This is a genomic window from Glutamicibacter protophormiae, from assembly GCF_016894325.1.
GTDB classification, from domain to species: Bacteria; Actinomycetota; Actinomycetes; order Actinomycetales; family Micrococcaceae; genus Glutamicibacter; species Glutamicibacter protophormiae.
Window position 1 is genome coordinate 1,180,209 of the sequence record NZ_CP069806.1, and the last position, 15,488, is coordinate 1,195,696.

Annotated in this window: 15 protein-coding genes; all 15 read left to right on the plus strand. The window is 62.7% G+C overall.

What is annotated here, in order from left to right; translation table 11 throughout:
* The first annotated feature begins 1 nt into the window (after position 1).
* The 15 genes from JQN66_RS05600 to JQN66_RS05670 all read left to right on the plus strand — a co-directional run bounded on the left by JQN66_RS05600 (position 2) and on the right by JQN66_RS05670 (position 15,339).
* Positions 2 to 499 (plus strand): hypothetical protein, encoded by a 498-nt coding sequence (locus tag JQN66_RS05600; protein ID WP_204676987.1) that lies wholly within the window; start codon positions 2 to 4, stop codon positions 497 to 499.
* A gap of 46 nt (positions 500 to 545) precedes the next feature.
* The gene (locus JQN66_RS05605) at positions 546 to 1,031 is read left to right on the plus strand and encodes a hypothetical protein (RefSeq protein ID WP_204676988.1); all 486 of its coding nucleotides are present in this window, start codon (positions 546 to 548) and stop codon (positions 1,029 to 1,031) included.
* Between the two features lie 162 nt (positions 1,032 to 1,193).
* On the plus strand, positions 1,194 to 1,598 hold the full coding sequence (locus JQN66_RS05610; RefSeq protein ID WP_204676989.1) for a TM2 domain-containing protein: 405 nt from the start codon (positions 1,194 to 1,196) through the stop codon (positions 1,596 to 1,598).
* Between the two features lie 236 nt (positions 1,599 to 1,834).
* Positions 1,835 to 2,668, plus strand: a complete 834-nt coding sequence (locus JQN66_RS05615; RefSeq protein ID WP_204676990.1) for an ABC transporter ATP-binding protein — start codon at positions 1,835 to 1,837, stop codon at positions 2,666 to 2,668.
* Positions 2,665 to 3,354, plus strand: a complete 690-nt coding sequence (locus JQN66_RS05620; RefSeq protein WP_204676991.1) for an ABC transporter permease — start codon at positions 2,665 to 2,667, stop codon at positions 3,352 to 3,354. The genes JQN66_RS05615 and JQN66_RS05620 overlap by 4 nt, the downstream gene beginning before the upstream one ends.
* A complete protein-coding gene (locus tag JQN66_RS05625; RefSeq protein ID WP_204676992.1) occupies positions 3,351 to 4,121 on the plus strand; it encodes an ABC transporter permease in 771 nt (256 codons plus the stop codon). The genes JQN66_RS05620 and JQN66_RS05625 overlap by 4 nt, the downstream gene beginning before the upstream one ends.
* Positions 4,118 to 5,029, plus strand: coding sequence for an ABC transporter substrate-binding protein (locus JQN66_RS05630; RefSeq protein ID WP_239464154.1), 912 nt, complete (start codon positions 4,118 to 4,120; stop codon positions 5,027 to 5,029). The genes JQN66_RS05625 and JQN66_RS05630 overlap by 4 nt, the downstream gene beginning before the upstream one ends.
* A 209-nt stretch (positions 5,030 to 5,238) precedes the next feature.
* Positions 5,239 to 7,815, plus strand: coding sequence for a DUF3892 domain-containing protein (locus tag JQN66_RS05635; RefSeq protein WP_204676993.1), 2,577 nt, complete (start codon positions 5,239 to 5,241; stop codon positions 7,813 to 7,815).
* Between the two features lie 214 nt (positions 7,816 to 8,029).
* Complete coding sequence (locus JQN66_RS05640) at positions 8,030 to 11,056, plus strand: DNA translocase FtsK (protein WP_204676994.1); 3,027 nt, start codon at positions 8,030 to 8,032, stop codon at positions 11,054 to 11,056.
* Positions 11,057 to 11,061: 5 nt separating this feature from the next.
* The gene (pgsA, locus tag JQN66_RS05645; RefSeq protein ID WP_188949185.1) at positions 11,062 to 11,670 is read left to right on the plus strand and encodes a CDP-diacylglycerol--glycerol-3-phosphate 3-phosphatidyltransferase; all 609 of its coding nucleotides are present in this window, start codon (positions 11,062 to 11,064) and stop codon (positions 11,668 to 11,670) included.
* A gap of 79 nt (positions 11,671 to 11,749) precedes the next feature.
* Positions 11,750 to 12,232: a CinA family protein gene (locus JQN66_RS05650; protein WP_204676995.1), complete on the plus strand. Its 483-nt coding sequence runs from the start codon at positions 11,750 to 11,752 to the stop codon at positions 12,230 to 12,232.
* Between the two features lie 195 nt (positions 12,233 to 12,427).
* Positions 12,428 to 12,841 carry a helix-turn-helix domain-containing protein gene (locus JQN66_RS05655; RefSeq protein ID WP_047121151.1) on the plus strand — a complete coding sequence of 138 codons (414 nt, stop codon included), beginning with the start codon at positions 12,428 to 12,430 and terminating at the stop codon, positions 12,839 to 12,841.
* A gap of 129 nt (positions 12,842 to 12,970) precedes the next feature.
* Complete coding sequence (locus JQN66_RS05660) at positions 12,971 to 13,168, plus strand: DUF3046 domain-containing protein (protein WP_245353557.1); 198 nt, start codon at positions 12,971 to 12,973, stop codon at positions 13,166 to 13,168.
* Positions 13,169 to 13,402: 234 nt separating this feature from the next.
* A complete protein-coding gene (recA, locus tag JQN66_RS05665; RefSeq protein ID WP_188949188.1) occupies positions 13,403 to 14,455 on the plus strand; it encodes a recombinase RecA in 1,053 nt (350 codons plus the stop codon).
* A gap of 98 nt (positions 14,456 to 14,553) precedes the next feature.
* Positions 14,554 to 15,339: a regulatory protein RecX gene (locus JQN66_RS05670; RefSeq protein ID WP_239464155.1), complete on the plus strand. Its 786-nt coding sequence runs from the start codon at positions 14,554 to 14,556 to the stop codon at positions 15,337 to 15,339.
* The last annotated feature ends 149 nt before the right edge of the window (positions 15,340 to 15,488 follow it).

Consider the following 15,488-nt stretch of genomic DNA (forward strand, 5'->3'; position numbering starts at 1 on the left):
CATGATGCGTCAACGGGCACGGGCCCTGAGTACCATGGGCCAACAGCTCTTCTGGTCAGCGGCAGGTCTCGGAGCGTTGTGCGGGGCGGCGGCGGCCGTGGCAATTCTTGGCCCGGCGGCTTACTGGACCGGTTCGCAGGGCGATGTCGATACGGCCTATCTCCTTAATTTCCTGGCCACGATTCTCCCGATTGCGATGCTCAGCGGAATCGGTGTGGGGATACTCAGCTGGGCCGCGACGTACGCTGCCGTGGGAATCCTCGAAGTGCGACGACCCGAGGCGACGGCATTGCATCAAGCGGCAGCCGGCGCCGCGGGATCCATGGCAGGCGGGCTGCTTCCCGCGCTCGTGATTTTTCCAAGTGTTTTGGCGGAAGAGCCGAATTTTGGAATCATTTACGGCCTGGTGTTCGGTCTGATGGCATTGTGCTTCATCCTGGCGTTCGGAACCCTGTTGGCCTTGAACCGCACTGATGTTCGGCAACGGCCCGGGACCTGACAGAGCAGGCCGCAGAATAACTTGACCAAAGAAAGGTGTTGCCCACATGCCACCGCACACTCCGGCGTTGGAAACACAACGGATTTCACTTCGCCTGCTGGCGGGAACGGTCCTGTCCGGTGCAGCGCTCGGCGCTTTGCTGGGACTCATGAACTACTGGGGGATACTGCTCGAAACATGGACAGGTCCACAACCGTCGGATGCGGCCGCCATAGCTTTCGGCGCGCTGGCCAACGGGGCCATGCTCGGCGCTGCGGCAGGCCTGATCCCCGGGGTGGGCGCCCTGTCTGGCATGGCGCTCCAGAAGCGTCGGCAGAAATCGGGCCGGGGAGCGTCCCAGCGCGGTGCGGCGCTCACCGGCGCGGCAGCGGCCACGCTGCTTGTGTCCTGCGCTGGACTTGCGGTACTCCTGCCGAGCGCCCCTGCAGGATTCTGGATCGGGAACGCGGCAGGCTACCTGGTGCTATCCCTGGCCATTGTTTGGACGATGACTACACGGTTCCACGGACGCGGAAGCAGATCTGCGAACTGAGAGGCCGCGCCGACGCGTAGTGGTCCGCAATTGGCAGGTACCGCCAAAAGCCACTAGCGTGGGTCCCGAGGAATCTCCAGATCAGATGTGCTTAAAGGTGCTCTGTCAGTCCTCAGCATGGCCAGTGCCTGGCCACCATCATCCGAACCCCGAGGATTCTTCATGTCTGTTCCGCCGAATCAGCCGAATTACTACGCCAGCTCCACGAACCCGTATCCGTCGAACCCCTACGGGCAGCAGCGCAACGGCGAGGGCTGCAAGAGCTTCATCGCGGCCTGGCTGCTGTCCTGGTTCCTGGGCGGCCTGGGCATCGACCGGTTCTACCTCGGGAAGATCGGCACAGGTATCCTCAAGCTGATCACCTTCGGCGGTTTTGGCATCTGGGCCCTCGTGGACATCATCTTGATTCTTGCCGGCGGCATGCGAGACAAGTACGGCTACCGTTTGGCCGGGTACGAGGAGCACAAGAAGACCGCATGGATCATTTCGATCATCCTGCTGGTTCTCGGACTCGGTTTCGGCAGCGTGAACGCCCCGGACTACATCCAGCAGTGGCAGGCTTTCTAAGCCTCCTGAGTGGCCCCGTGAAAATTCGCTGAGAATTTCGCGGGGTCATTGCTTTGGGAGCGTTTATACGTTCCTGATCTGGGATGACAAACTGAACTAATGCTGAAGATTCACGCGCGGGACTGTGCCGGAAGCCAGGAATTAGGCAGAATGGGGCAAATGAACGCCCTGACGAATCCCCACAGGCCGGCGCCGCACCGCGCGCCGCAGATCCAGGATGCAGCGGGTGTCCGCCCATGATCGAGTTCGATGCAGTCAGCAAGAGCTACCCGGGCGGCACCACGGCGGTCAGCGACTTCTCCCTTGAGGTGCCTGCGCATCGCACGACGGTGTTCGTCGGATCCTCCGGCTGCGGCAAAACGACGCTGCTGCGCATGGTCAACCGCATGGTCGAGCCTTCGGCGGGGAGCATCAGGATCGATGGGCGGGACATCAGCGCCGGTTCTCCGGTCCAGCTGCGCCGCAGCATCGGCTATGTCATGCAGAACGCCGGGCTGCTCCCGCACTTCACCGTCGCGGAAAACATCGCCACGGTGCCGCGGCTCAAGGGAACCTCCCGCGGCAAGGCCCGCCAGCGTGCACTGGAACTGATGGCGACGGTGGGACTGGATTCCAGCCTTGCCGACCGGTATCCGCACCAGCTCTCCGGCGGCCAGCAACAGCGCGTGGGCGTCGCCCGGGCACTGGCCCCGGAGCCGAACATCCTGCTCATGGACGAACCCTTCGGCGCGGTGGACCCGATCGTCCGCACCGAGCTGCAGCAGGAGCTGCTGCGGCTGCAGCGGGAGCTGGGCAAAACCATCATCTTCGTCACCCACGACATCGACGAGGCGTTCCTGCTGGGCGACCAGGTGGTGATCCTCTCCGAGCAAGCGCAGAAGCTGCAGGTGGGAACGCCCAGCCGGATCATCGAATCCCCGGCCAACGACTTCGTCGCCTCGTTCATCGGGGCCGACCGCGGGCAGCGGGCCCTGAGCATCAAGCAGACTCCCACCGGAACCGTGCTGGTGGACTCCCAGGGCAGGACCCAGGGCCGCCTGGTCGACGCGCCGGACCTGGACCGGGCATGAACTGGATCCTTGAAAACCTCGACCTGATCGGGACGCTGGCGCTGGAACACCTGCGCCAAAGCCTGTGGGCGATTGCCGCCGGGTTCCTGATCTCGCTGCCGCTGGGCTGGGCAGCCTGGAGGTACCGGTCGCTGCGCGGCCTGGTGGTGACCGGCACCGGCCTGCTGTACACCATCCCGTCGCTGGCACTGCTGATGATCCTCCCGGTCGTCACCGGAATGAGCGCCATCAGCGAAGCGAACCTCATCGTGTCCCTGACCGTCTATGCGCTGGCCATCATGGTCCGCTGCGTGGTGGATGGGTTGGACTCGGTCGACCCGCAGACCCGCTCGGCCGCCACGGCCATGGGCTACGGACCCGGCCGGCGCTTCGCCGCGGTTGATCTTCCGCTGGCCGGCCCGGTCATTCTCGCAGGACTGCGGGTGACCGCCGTCAGCACCATCTCCCTGGCCACCGTGGGCATCCTGGTCGGCGTGACCAACCTGGGCTACCTGTTCACCAACGGGCTGCAGCGGCGCATCATCCCCGAGGTGCTCGCCGGCGTCCTCGCGGTGGCGTTGATCGCGCTGCTGATCGACCTGCTGCTGGTGCTGGCCGGGCGCTGGCTCATGCCCTGGACCGCCGCGCGGCCCCAGCGGGCCCGGCGCGCCCGGAACAGCGCACCCGAGGCGGTGGGCACCCGATGAACCTGCTGCGCGATGCCTTCTCCTGGCTCACCGACCCCGCCCAATGGACCGGGGCCAGCTCGCTGCTGCTCCTGCTGGGCCAGCACCTGACGTACACCGCGATCGCTGTCGCGCTCGCCGCGGTCATCGCCATACCCCTGGGCTGGGCCATCGGCCATACCGGCCGCGGCCGTGAAATCGCCGTGGCCGTCTCCGGGCTGGCCCGCGCCGTCCCCTCCTTCGGCCTGCTGATCCTGCTGGTGCTGGTGGCCGGGGTGCTGCACAAGCCAGAGGCCGCGGTGATCACCTTCGTGCTGCTGGCCATCCCGTCCATCCTGGCGGGCGCGTATACGGGGCTGGAATCGATCGACCGCAAGACCATCGACGCCGCCCGCGCCATGGGCATGACCGAACGCGAGATCCTGGCCAAGGTCGAAATTCCGCTGGGCCTGCCGCTGCTGGTGGGCGGGCTGCGTTCGGCCATCTTGCAGGTGGCCGCCACCGTCACCATCGCCGCCTATGTCAACCTCGGGGGACTGGGCCTGCCGATCATCACCGGCTTGAACCTGCGGCGCTATGACATGGTGCTCGGCGGCGCGCTCCTGGTCGCGGCGCTTGCCCTGGTGCTGGAACTGCTGATGGCCCTGGCCCAGCGGATGTCCGTGCCCCGCGGCCTGCGCAGCACCAGCACCGCCGGCCCGCCGGCCGAGCCCGCAGGGCGCGGCGCAGACCACGCAAACACCCCTGAATTGCAGGGAGATCGCACCGTTGAAAGGACGCGAACATGAAGTTCCCAATGCGCAAGACCCGGGCAGGCTCGGTCCTTGCACTCGCCGGAATGCTGGCACTGGCAGGATGCGGTGCCAGCGACCCGCTGGCCAACGAGCCGAGCACCGGAGCCTCCGGCGACGCCGGCAAGACCGTAGTCGTGGGGTCGCAGGCGTACTACTCGAATGAGATCATCGCGGAGATCTACGCCCAGGCGCTGGAGAAGGCCGGTTTCACGGTGGAGCGGCAGTTCAACATCGGGCAGCGCGATGCGTACATGCCGCAGCTGGAGAACGGCAGCATCGACATCATGCCCGAGTACACCGGAAACCTGCTGCAGTACTTCGAGCCGGACACCACCGCCCGGGCGACGGATGACGTGTACGACGAGCTCGGCAAGGCGCTGCCCGACTCCCTGGCGGTGCTGGACCAGGCCCAGGCCTCGGACCAGGACTCCTACACAGTCACCGAGAAATTCGCCAAGGACAACGGCCTTGCCTCGATCGAGGACTTGGCGAAGGTGTCTGAAAAGCTCACCCTCGGCGGCCCGCCGGAGCTGGCCGAAAGGCCCTACGGGCCGAAGGGCTTGAGCAAGATCTACGGCATCGACGCGGCCTTCTCCGCTACCGGGGACACCACGGTGGAGGACCTGGTTGCGGGAACGGTGAACGTGGGCAACGTGTTCACCGCGGACCCGCGGATCAAGACGGAGAACCTGGTGGTCTTGAAGGACCCGAAGGCGTTGTTCCTGGCCTCCAATGTGGTGCCGGTGGTCGAAGCCGACATGTCCGATGATCTGGCGGCAGTGCTCAACCCGATCAGCGCCAAGCTTTCCGCCGAGGCCCTGATCGATCTGAACGTCCAGAGCACGGTGGACCAGAAGTCGGCGAAGGACATCGCCAAGCAATGGCTGGACTCAGGCATGTAGGCCCGGGGCATGAGGAACAGTCGCGGTGCGACGAGCACCGAAGGCCCCGGGCTAGTGGCGCTGCATTCGCAGATTTTCCCAAAAACCGATAGTTGGCAAGTAAGGAAAAAATCCGTGTAATGCTTTTGTAATGCTTGGCTCTCTAGGGTGCGTTCAAGGCCGAACCCGGCCTTGAACGCTTCTCACGCCCTGGGGACCAAGGAGTTCTGATGTTCACGCGACTTCGATTCATGGCCAGCCTGTTGAACCTTCAGTTCCAGTTCGGTGGTGAGAATCCGCTGGGGCCGGCCCCGGACGCCGAACACTGGCATCACGAGGGCATCACTCGCCGGTCCGCGGGCTCCTGGTCGCCAGAAGCCCGCAACGCCGTCGCATTTCACGCAGACTACGTGGACTCCTATTTGTACAACCCCCTGTGGTGGGGCGACATTGTCAATGGCGGAGGAGTAAATCGGATCCTGCTGTCCTTGAGCACGCGAAAACACCTCAAGGCGCTGCATTTCGACGATCTCTTCAGCAACACCGATATCGAGCGGCAGTGGCGTCAGTATCTCTCGGGCACGGTCAGCGGGCTGATCTGGGCCAAGGAATCGGATCTCGACGACCGGGCCAAGGTCAGTTGCGCGCACAACTTGATCGGCGCGAGCTTGCATGCGATTCAAGACTTCTACTCCCATTCCAACTGGATCAACAGGGGAGAACGTCGGGACACAACATGGTTTGAGGCGCCGGAACAGATGCGTCGGACAGGAAGCATCTACACCGGCTACTACGAACTCACGGCAGTACAGGGAATCTATCCGCACGGATCCTATGAATTCCAATGCGCGGTTCTGAGCGGAATGGCTCCGGTCCGTAAGGTCCTGAGCATTGTCTGCCACGCTGCCTCGCCCATGGCGGAGTCATCGATCTGCAAGATGTACCGGCGGTGCGACAGCACTATTCCGATCGAGATGCCGATCATTGAAGGCGTCAAGCTTCCCAGGGGAACGGTCTACGTCGAACCGGGGATCAATCTGGACTCCCGATGGCAGGCCCCCATGGGGGTGGCCGTCCGCGGTTCGGAGATGAAGCCGCCACTGACTGGCGATGAAGCCTTCAACACGGCCTACCGGCTGGCCGTCAGAAATTCGTGCCAGTGGCTGGATGTCCTGGGCAATTGCATGAAGCAGCTGGGATACACGGAATTCTGGAAGCAGATCAAGAACGTCGGGGTAAACGACGCGGACTACAAAAAGGACGTTGCGCCGTTCGAAGACATGTCGTTGCTGCCATATCTCTTCCTGAGCGTCGGCCCGACCCCGACTGCCACATCCGCTGAAGAACAGTGGTACCTGAGGCTTGTCATCCGAACCTCCGACATTCCCGGAGCGAACACCAATGCGGCGGTAGTTCCCGTGATCGACGGGGTGACCTACCCGGCACTCGACTACAGCCTCGAAAACGCAGACAGCTTGGTGGACAGGCTGATTTCATATGACGATTTCGCCAGCGGTTCGCTGACTGCCTACATGATTGGCCCGATTCCCCACAAGCCATCGCGTGTGGCATTGCTGAACACCGGTCCCACTTTGCTGGAAACCATCTGGAAAATCGCGAACTTGCTCTGGGATGAGATCAAGGACATTTTTGAAGGCATCTGGGAATTCTTCGCCGATATCTTCGGATTCGCCGCTGACTTCATCGCATACAATCGAGTGATCTTCACCGCGGATCGATTGGAGATCATGACCGTTGGTTCCAAGGTCCCCTTCGTCATCGATTGCAACGGAAAATCGGAAGGGCATTACAAGGTCCACGGAACCTTGCTGAAAACCGGCCGCGCAGGCAAGACCTACGGAAATATCCCGACGAATCGATTCCAAGTGGACTTCACCCGACTGCAGTGCATCGCAGAATCCGAATGGGATCAGGCCAGCAACTCAGACGAGCCATTCATTATCGGGCTGATCAACGGACACGGGGTCAACCACCACGAATCGTGGCGTTCTAAGGTCTATCAAACTGTCGACAGCGGTGAAGACCGCTTGATCAGGAAGACGTTCACTGTCGACGTTCCGGAGAAGTACGGCATCATTTCTCTGGCCACCGCGATTTTCGAAAGCGATCAAGAAAGCGAAAAAGATCGCGAACGCCTGGAAAAGGATTTCAAACACGAATTCAGCGGCAAAGCCCAACCGCGGGAACAAGACCTGGTGGATGTCTTGGGAGAAGCCTTTGGCCAGCAATGGCATTGCGACAGCATCCAGTCCGTCGCGTTCCGGCGCTGCGAAACCGCAGAAGTCTACGGGTTCAAGGAACAGAAGGTCGGACGCTGGATTGATGGCGGTGACGAAGTAGAGCTCACGTTGCGCGAGCAGTACCACCGACAGGTGGAGGTCCCCGATACAAGCCACACCGACTGCAACATGCTCTTCGAGGTACCCGAAGGAATCGACTGGAGCGCGGAAAGCAACACGGATTCCACACCGGGGAGCACGCCATATCACCCGTCCTTGTTCGATACCACGTCGCGGATCGTCAGTTACGTGAAATCCGATGCGGGGGACCCCGGACGGCGAATCGACGCGCTCGGCGGCGTGAGAGCTAATGGCCAACGCTGGAGCATGGGCATTGACCAGATCATCAACGCGATCGAGATTGGTGAAAAGTTCTTCGTCATCGACAAGGACAAATCGCTGACTCCGATACGAGTGGCGACATCGGGATCGGGGAGCAAGTATCTTCGCACTACATCCGACAAAAACCCGGGCAACAACCTGTCCAACCTGCCGCCCTTTGACTAGCGCACCAAGCGCAGGCTGAACTGGTGGACCGCCACCTTCCACGCTGCGGCGCGGGAACCGACCGGTAGGTGGTGGGCGGCCATCTTCGGGCGATCATGCCGTTTGAGTATTGTCTGGGATCTGGCTGGTGAGTGATTATTCTCTAGCGTCGCGGGGGCGCCGAGTTCACGTGTAAATTCGGTGCGTTCCCAGCCGATGGCGATACCCTAGAAATATGGCCCCACGTACCCAGTCTCAGGGGGCGAAGAAGCCAACGACGCGTAAACCCAAGGCGTCCGGCACCTCGTCCTCCAAGAAACCCACCGATAATCCGGAGCAGGAACTGCCGCTGCCGCTGCGCGTGATCCGCAGCGTGTGGATGGGCATCGCCCGGATCTTCGGTGGCGCCTTCCGACGCATCGGCGGCACCGTCAAACCCGACTACGAGCTGCGGCGCGACGGCACAGGACTGTTTCTCGCCCTGATCGCCATTGTCGTGGCGATCATTGAATGGTGGGGACTGCGCGATGCCGGATGGTTCGGCGTCGGAGTGCATGCGGTGGTCGGCGGAACGCTCGGCTTCATGGCCGTGCTGCTGCCGATCATCCTTTTCGTGGGGGCTTTCCGGCTGTTCCGCTACCCGGAAGCCGTCACGGAGAACAACCGCATCGGCATCGGCCTGCTGATCATGACGCTGTCCGGGTCCTCCATCGCCTCGCTGGCCAATGGGTCGCCGGCGGTGTCCGAGGACTTCGACGTGCTCTGGAATGCCGGCGGCATGGCCGGATCCATCCTGGGCACCCCGCTGGGGCTGCTGATTTCGGTGCCCGGAGCCATGGCGGTGTTCATCTTCCTGGTGTTCATGTCGCTGCTGATCGTCACCGCCACGCCGATCACCCAGATCCCCACGCGCATCCGCAACGGCTACAACCGTTTGCTGGGCCAGGATCCCGACGTAGTGCGCGCGGCCCGCGCCTCCGCCCAGGAGGCCTCCCACACCGTCGAGCTGGGGGCCCAGTCCGAGGACCACGACCAGTCCTACCTCTACCCGCAGGAGGAGGCGGAGCCGGCTCCCAAGAAAAAGAAGCCCGGCTTCTTCGAACGCCGCGCGGCGGCCCGCAAGGTCACCGAGGTCTACGACGTGGACGGCCACGAGGGCGCGGAGCGCAGCGGCGACATCGCCTACGACAAGGCGGTCATCGACGAGGAATCGGCCGAGCCGGACGAAGCCGCCACCACCTCGCTGCCGGCGGTGCACCGCAACCGCTCCTTCGAGGTCTTCGACGCCGACGAAGGCGCCACCCAAGCCCTTTCCCGGGAGCAGATGGCTTCGGAGCATCCGACCATCGCGCACCGCGCGGTGGAGGTCGAAGCAGAACTGGATGCGGAGCCGGAACCGCAGACCCCGCCTCCGGGCGTGAAGCGCCCCACCAAGGCCGAGGCCGAGATGGCCCAGATCATGGAGAGCATCGGGCTCAAGTCCGAGCCCGAAGCCTCCACCAGCGCCATGGACCAGGTCTCCTCGCGCGCCGCCGGCCTCTCCGGCGCGCCGCAGCCACCCATCCCGGCGCGCACCGAGCAGCTGCAGCTCTCCGGCGACATCGCCTACACCCTGCCTTCGGCCGACTTCCTGCCGCCGGGTCCTCCGGCCAAGGAAGCCAGCGAAGCCAACCAGGTGGTGGTCGACGCGCTGACCAACACCCTGCAGCAGTTCAAGGTCGACGCCCGGGTCACCGGGTTCTCCCGCGGCCCGACGGTGACCCGTTACGAGATCGAGCTGTCCCCGGGCACCAAGGTGGAGAAGGTCACCGCGCTGTCCAAGAACATCTCCTACGCCGTGGCCTCCTCCGACGTGCGCATCCTGTCCCCGATTCCGGGCAAGTCCGCCATCGGCATCGAGATCCCGAACACGGACAAGGAGGTCGTCGCCCTGGGCGACGTGCTGCGCAGCCAGAATGCGCGCAAGACCGAGCACCCGATGGTCATGGGCGTGGGCAAGGACGTCGAGGGCGGATTCGTCGTGGCCAACCTGGCCAAGATGCCGCACCTGCTGGTTGCCGGCGCGACCGGCGCAGGCAAGTCCTCGTTCGTGAACTCGATGATCACCTCGATCCTGATGCGCTCCACCCCGGACCAGGTCCGCATGGTGATGGTCGACCCCAAGCGCGTGGAACTGACCGCCTATGAAGGCGTGCCGCACCTGATCACCCCGATCATCACCAACCCGAAAAAGGCCGCCGAGGCCTTGGGGTGGGTCGTGCGCGAGATGGACACCCGCTACGACGACCTGGCGAACTTCGGCTTCAAGCACATCGACGACTTCAACAAGGCGGTGAAGGCCGGCAAGGTGCACCCTCCCGAGGGCTCCAAGCGCGTGCTCAAGCCCTACCCGTACCTGCTGGTGATCGTGGACGAGCTCGCCGACCTGATGATGGTCGCGCCGCGCGATGTGGAAGACTCGATCGTGCGTATCACCCAGCTGGCCCGTGCCGCCGGCATCCACCTGGTGCTGGCCACCCAGCGCCCGTCGGTGGACGTGGTCACCGGCCTGATCAAGGCCAACGTGCCCTCGCGCATGGCCTTCGCCACCTCCTCGGTCACCGACTCTCGCGTGGTGCTGGACCAGCCGGGCGCCGAGAAGCTGCTGGGCCAGGGCGACGCGCTGTTCCTGCCCATGGGCACCTCCAAGCCGATGCGCGTGCAGGGCGCCTGGGTCACCGAGTCGGAGATCCACCGCGTGGTGGAGCACGTCAAGGCCCAGCTGCAGCCCGAATACCGCGACGACGTCATGCCGGTCGCGGAAAAGAAGAAGATCGACGAGGATATCGGAGACGATCTGGAGCTGCTGCTGCAAGCCACCGAGCTTGTGGTCACCAGCCAGTTCGGTTCCACCTCGATGCTGCAGCGCAAGCTGCGCGTGGGCTTCGCCAAGGCCGGGCGCCTGATGGACCTGATGGAATCGCGCGGCGTGGTCGGCCCGTCCGAGGGCTCCAAGGCCCGCGACGTGCTCATCAAGCCGGATGACCTGCCCATGGTGCTGGCCGCGATGCGCGGCGACGACCCGTCCAACACGCAGGCGAGCGCCGCCGAACAGGCGCTGGTGGACGAGGCGAATGTGAACCACGCGGATCCGGTGGCAGAATATGCCGAGGACCTGGTTGCCAAGGACCTGGATGACCGACCGCAGGCCGTCGATTACTTCGACGGCTCCGACGACGAGGGCTCCGGTGAGGACGCCTGGGACCTGACAGGGAGACACTGACACCCATGAGTGAGCAAGCTTCGCACGAAACACCGCAGCCGGTGCCGGTACTGAATATCGCCAACGTGCTGACCACGATCCGCATCATCATGGTTCCGTTCTTCATCTGGGCGTTGTTCGCGGACGACAGCACCCACGGCACCTGGCGCTGGGTGGCGCTGGGGCTGTTCGTGCTGGCCATGTACACCGACAAGCTGGACGGCGATCTGGCCCGCAGCCGCGGGCTGGTCACGAACTTCGGCAAGATTGCTGACCCGATTGCCGACAAGCTGCTCACTGGCTCCGCGTTGGTCTGCCTGTCCATCCTGGCCGAGCTGCCATGGTGGGTCACCGTGACCATTCTGGTCCGCGAATGGGGCATCACCCTGCTGCGCGTGGTGGTCATCCGCTATGGCGTGATCGCCGCCAACATGGGCGGCAAGATCAAGACCGTGCTGCAGGCAGTGGTCATCGGGCTGTACCTGCTGCCGCTGACCCATACCGTCGACTGGCTGCATGCGGTGGCCTGGGCCCTGATGCTGTTGACCGTCGCTGTGACCGTGGTGACCGGTGTTGAATACATCTTCAAGGCCATCGCCCTGCGCAACACCTACAAGAAGAACGAACAGCGCTAGCTAACGCCAACGACCAACGAACGCCGGTGCGCATCGGGGACTACCCGGTGCGCACCGTCCATACCCAGGAGAGCGACAAATGAGGCACCAGGCACCAGCGGTGATTTCCATGGCCGGCGAGCAGAAGCTCCAGCTGGCCACCGCCGAATCCCTGACCGCCGGGCTGATTGCGGCAACCTTGGCCGAGGTGCCGGGAGCCTCTGCGGTGCTGCGCGGCGGGATAGTCAGCTACTCCAGCGACGTCAAGGCCTCCGTGCTGGGAGTGGACAAGAATCTCCTGGCGGAGAAGGGGTCCGTAGACCCCGAGGTGGCACGACAGATGGCTGTTGGAGCCCAGCGCGCCTGCGGCGCCGACCTTGCCGTCTCGGCCACCGGCGTCGCCGGTCCCGAATCGCATGACGGAAAATCCGTGGGCACCGTGTTTATCGGGTGGGCATTCGGAAGCGAGTCCGGAGCCAGGGAACATCACTTCGTCGGCGACCGTGCCCAGATCCGGGAGCAGAGCACCAACGCAGCCATCAACCAGCTGGCTGCCATATTGGGTAAAGCTTCTTCACAGTAAAGCGCGGAATACTATTTTTCCCGGCAATTTCCGCAATGAATCATCGTTTTGTGGCGTAGGTCGCAAATTTATGATTAGGGTGATGGTACGGGAACAAATTCGAATGACATGCCGTTGTAAGAATTGAAGGGTCGCTAGGACGGCCCCCGTTATGAATAGATCTTCGAGATGGACCTAGGAGCAAAGGCTAAATTTATGGTCAAGCAACCCGTCACAGTCAATGGTGTTGTCCGTTGGCGCGATATGGGAGAAGCCCATATGGTCCAGCCCGTGAAGGAGGAGCACAAAATGGTAGTACTCCGTCATGAAATCGGTGACGTCCTGCGTGACGTCCGTCAGCGCCAGGGTCGTACCCTCCGCGAGGTTTCCCATAGCGCCCGAGTTTCGCTGGGCTACCTGTCGGAAGTGGAGCGTGGACAGAAGGAAGCATCTTCGGAGCTGCTCTCGTCAATCTGCTCCGCTCTGGAGATTCCGCTCTCGCTCATGCTGCGCGAGGTATCTGAGCGCGTCGCACTGGCCGAAGGCATCGCGATCCCGGACACCGTTCCTACCGACATGGCCAACGAGTTCGCAGCAACCCGCAACGACAAGCCACTGGCTTCGGTTTAAGCTACATCAACACTTACCGGGGATGCCGCAGGCAGCCAACCCGGCTGGCGAGGGCCTACGCAAATGCGTGGGCCCTCGCTTCATTCGTGGGAGAATATTCCAGTGCGACTTAGTGACTTTTGGCGGAATATGGAGAATGAATTCGGCCCGCGATACTCCCATGTTCTGGCCGACTCCATGGCCCTGTCCGAACTGGACAGCATGACGGCGAGCGTTGCCCTGAACAAAGGCGTCAAGCCAAAACAAGTCTGGGAAGCGTTGTGCCGTGCGCAAGATGTGCCAGCGGAACGCTGGCTCGGTGTAGACATCGAGCCAAAGCAGTCCTAGGCGTCGACGAGCAGTTTCGAGTATTCGAAACATCCACATTGATTTTCGAACATCTATTCGGATAGAATTGATCGTGAACGAGGCGGAACGCCGCCCGCGAAAACTTAAACTTTGAGTTTGTCCACACTTGCCGGATCCGCGGGTCCAAAGTGTCGGTAGGCGCTCATACTGTCTAATGCAGGACAAGAAATCGTGAGCAGGTCGATTGATGGCTTGCATGAGCAAAGGTGAACCATGGCAGCAAATAATGATCGGGAAAAGGCACTTGAGTCTGTCCTGGGCCAGATCGACAAGGCCTTCGGCAAGGGCTCGGTCATGCGCCTGGGTGATGAAACTCGCGCTCCCATTGAAGTAATTCCTACCGGTTCGGTTGCACTGGACGTGGCCCTGGGCATTGGCGGACTTCCTCGCGGCCGTGTCGTGGAGATCTACGGTCCGGAATCTTCCGGTAAGACCACCGTCGCACTGCACGCTGTGGCCAGCGCCCAGCGCAACGGCGGCATCGCGGCATTCATCGACGCCGAGCACGCACTGGACCCCGAGTACGCCAAGAAGCTGGGCGTTGACACCGATGCGCTGCTGGTCTCCCAGCCGGATACCGGTGAGCAGGCCTTGGAAATCATGGATATGCTCGTTGGCTCCGGCGCACTGGATATCATCGTCATCGACTCCGTGGCGGCCCTGGTTCCACGTGCGGAAATCGAAGGCGAAATGGGCGACAGCCACGTTGGCCTGCAGGCTCGACTGATGTCCCAGGCACTGCGCAAGATCACCGGTCGCCTCTCGGCTTCGAAGACCACCGCGATCTTCATCAACCAGCTCCGCGAGAAGATCGGCGTCTTCTTCGGCAGCCCGGAAACCACCACCGGTGGCAAGGCGCTGAAATTCTACGCTTCGGTACGTATCGATATCCGCCGAATTGAAACCCTCAAGGAGGGAACCAACCCGGTCGGTAACCGCACCCGCGCCAAGATCGTCAAGAACAAAATGGCTCCGCCGTTCAAGCAGGCCGAATTCGACATCTTGTACGGCCACGGCATTTCCCGCGAAGGCTCGCTCATCGACATGGGTGTTGAGCACAACCTGGTCAAGAAGTCCGGTGCTTGGTTCACCTATGATGGCGACCAGCTGGGCCAGGGCAAGGAAAATGCCCGCCGATTCCTGCGCGACAACCCGGATCTGGCTACCGAGCTGGAACGTCAGATCCTGCAGAAGCTCGGTGTTCTGCCGGCGGAAGAGGTAGAAGAAGACGAGACAGAACTGCGAGTCGTCGAGGGCGATAAGTAGTGAGTTCAGGTTTCAAACGACGTAGCGTTCGACCCGGATACGGTTCCGGGTCGGACGCTACGTCCGTTTCCAACGAATTTCAGGGAGACCTTCAGGACATGCCCGAATGGGCTCGGCCCGACCCGGCCGCGCCCGAGGCTCCTGAACCGGGAGAACCGGGCGCCCGCCAAGCTGCGCCACGAAGCCTTCCCTCCGACGCGGTGGAACCAACCAATCGGCGGGTCATTGCCAGCGTCCCAGCGCAGGAGAAGAAGAAGCCGGAAAACGTCGACGAACTACGTGCAGCGATGTACGAGATCCTGTCTGCCCCGGCACCCGCAGCGCCTACGAAAAAGGAACGCCGGGAGGCTCGCGAGGCCAGGCGAGCGTCGCGCGAATCTGGGGAAACTGAAGAACTCAGCGATGACCAATGGCGGGAAAAGGCCCGAGGGATCCTGCTGCGACAGCTGACGGCCAGCGACAAAACCGCGAAACAGCTGAAGGACAAGCTTCTTGAAAAAGATTGTCCTGAAGACATTGCCGATGAGGTGATCGAGCGCTATGCGCAAATCAAGCTCGTCGACGACGAACGCTTCGCCAAGACGTGGGTGGCGGCAAGGGCCCGCTCCCGCGGGCTGGCGCGCGGCGCGATCAAGCGCGAGCTGCGTACCAAGGGAATCGACGATGAAACCGCAGCCGAAGCGCTGGAGCAGATCGACGACGAAACCGAGGAGCAGCGCGCGAGGGAACTGGTTCGCGCCAAGCTGCGGCCGGAATCGATGGGAGTGGACCGGGACAGGTCGTTGCGACGCCTGGTCGGCATGCTGGGGCGCAAGGGGTATAACGGAGGAATGGCGTTCAAGGTAGCTCGCGAAGAATGGGAAGAACGCTTCGGGCAGCACTAGAGGCAACGCGGTCGAACTCCGCGCGCCGAGGACTGCCTTCGTTTCGGGGCCTGCGCGAATTCGGTAACCTTATAAGGTGAGCGAGCAACAACCGATTTCCAGCCCCGAGTCCGAACTGCAACCACGCACCTACGAAGTGCGCACCTTCG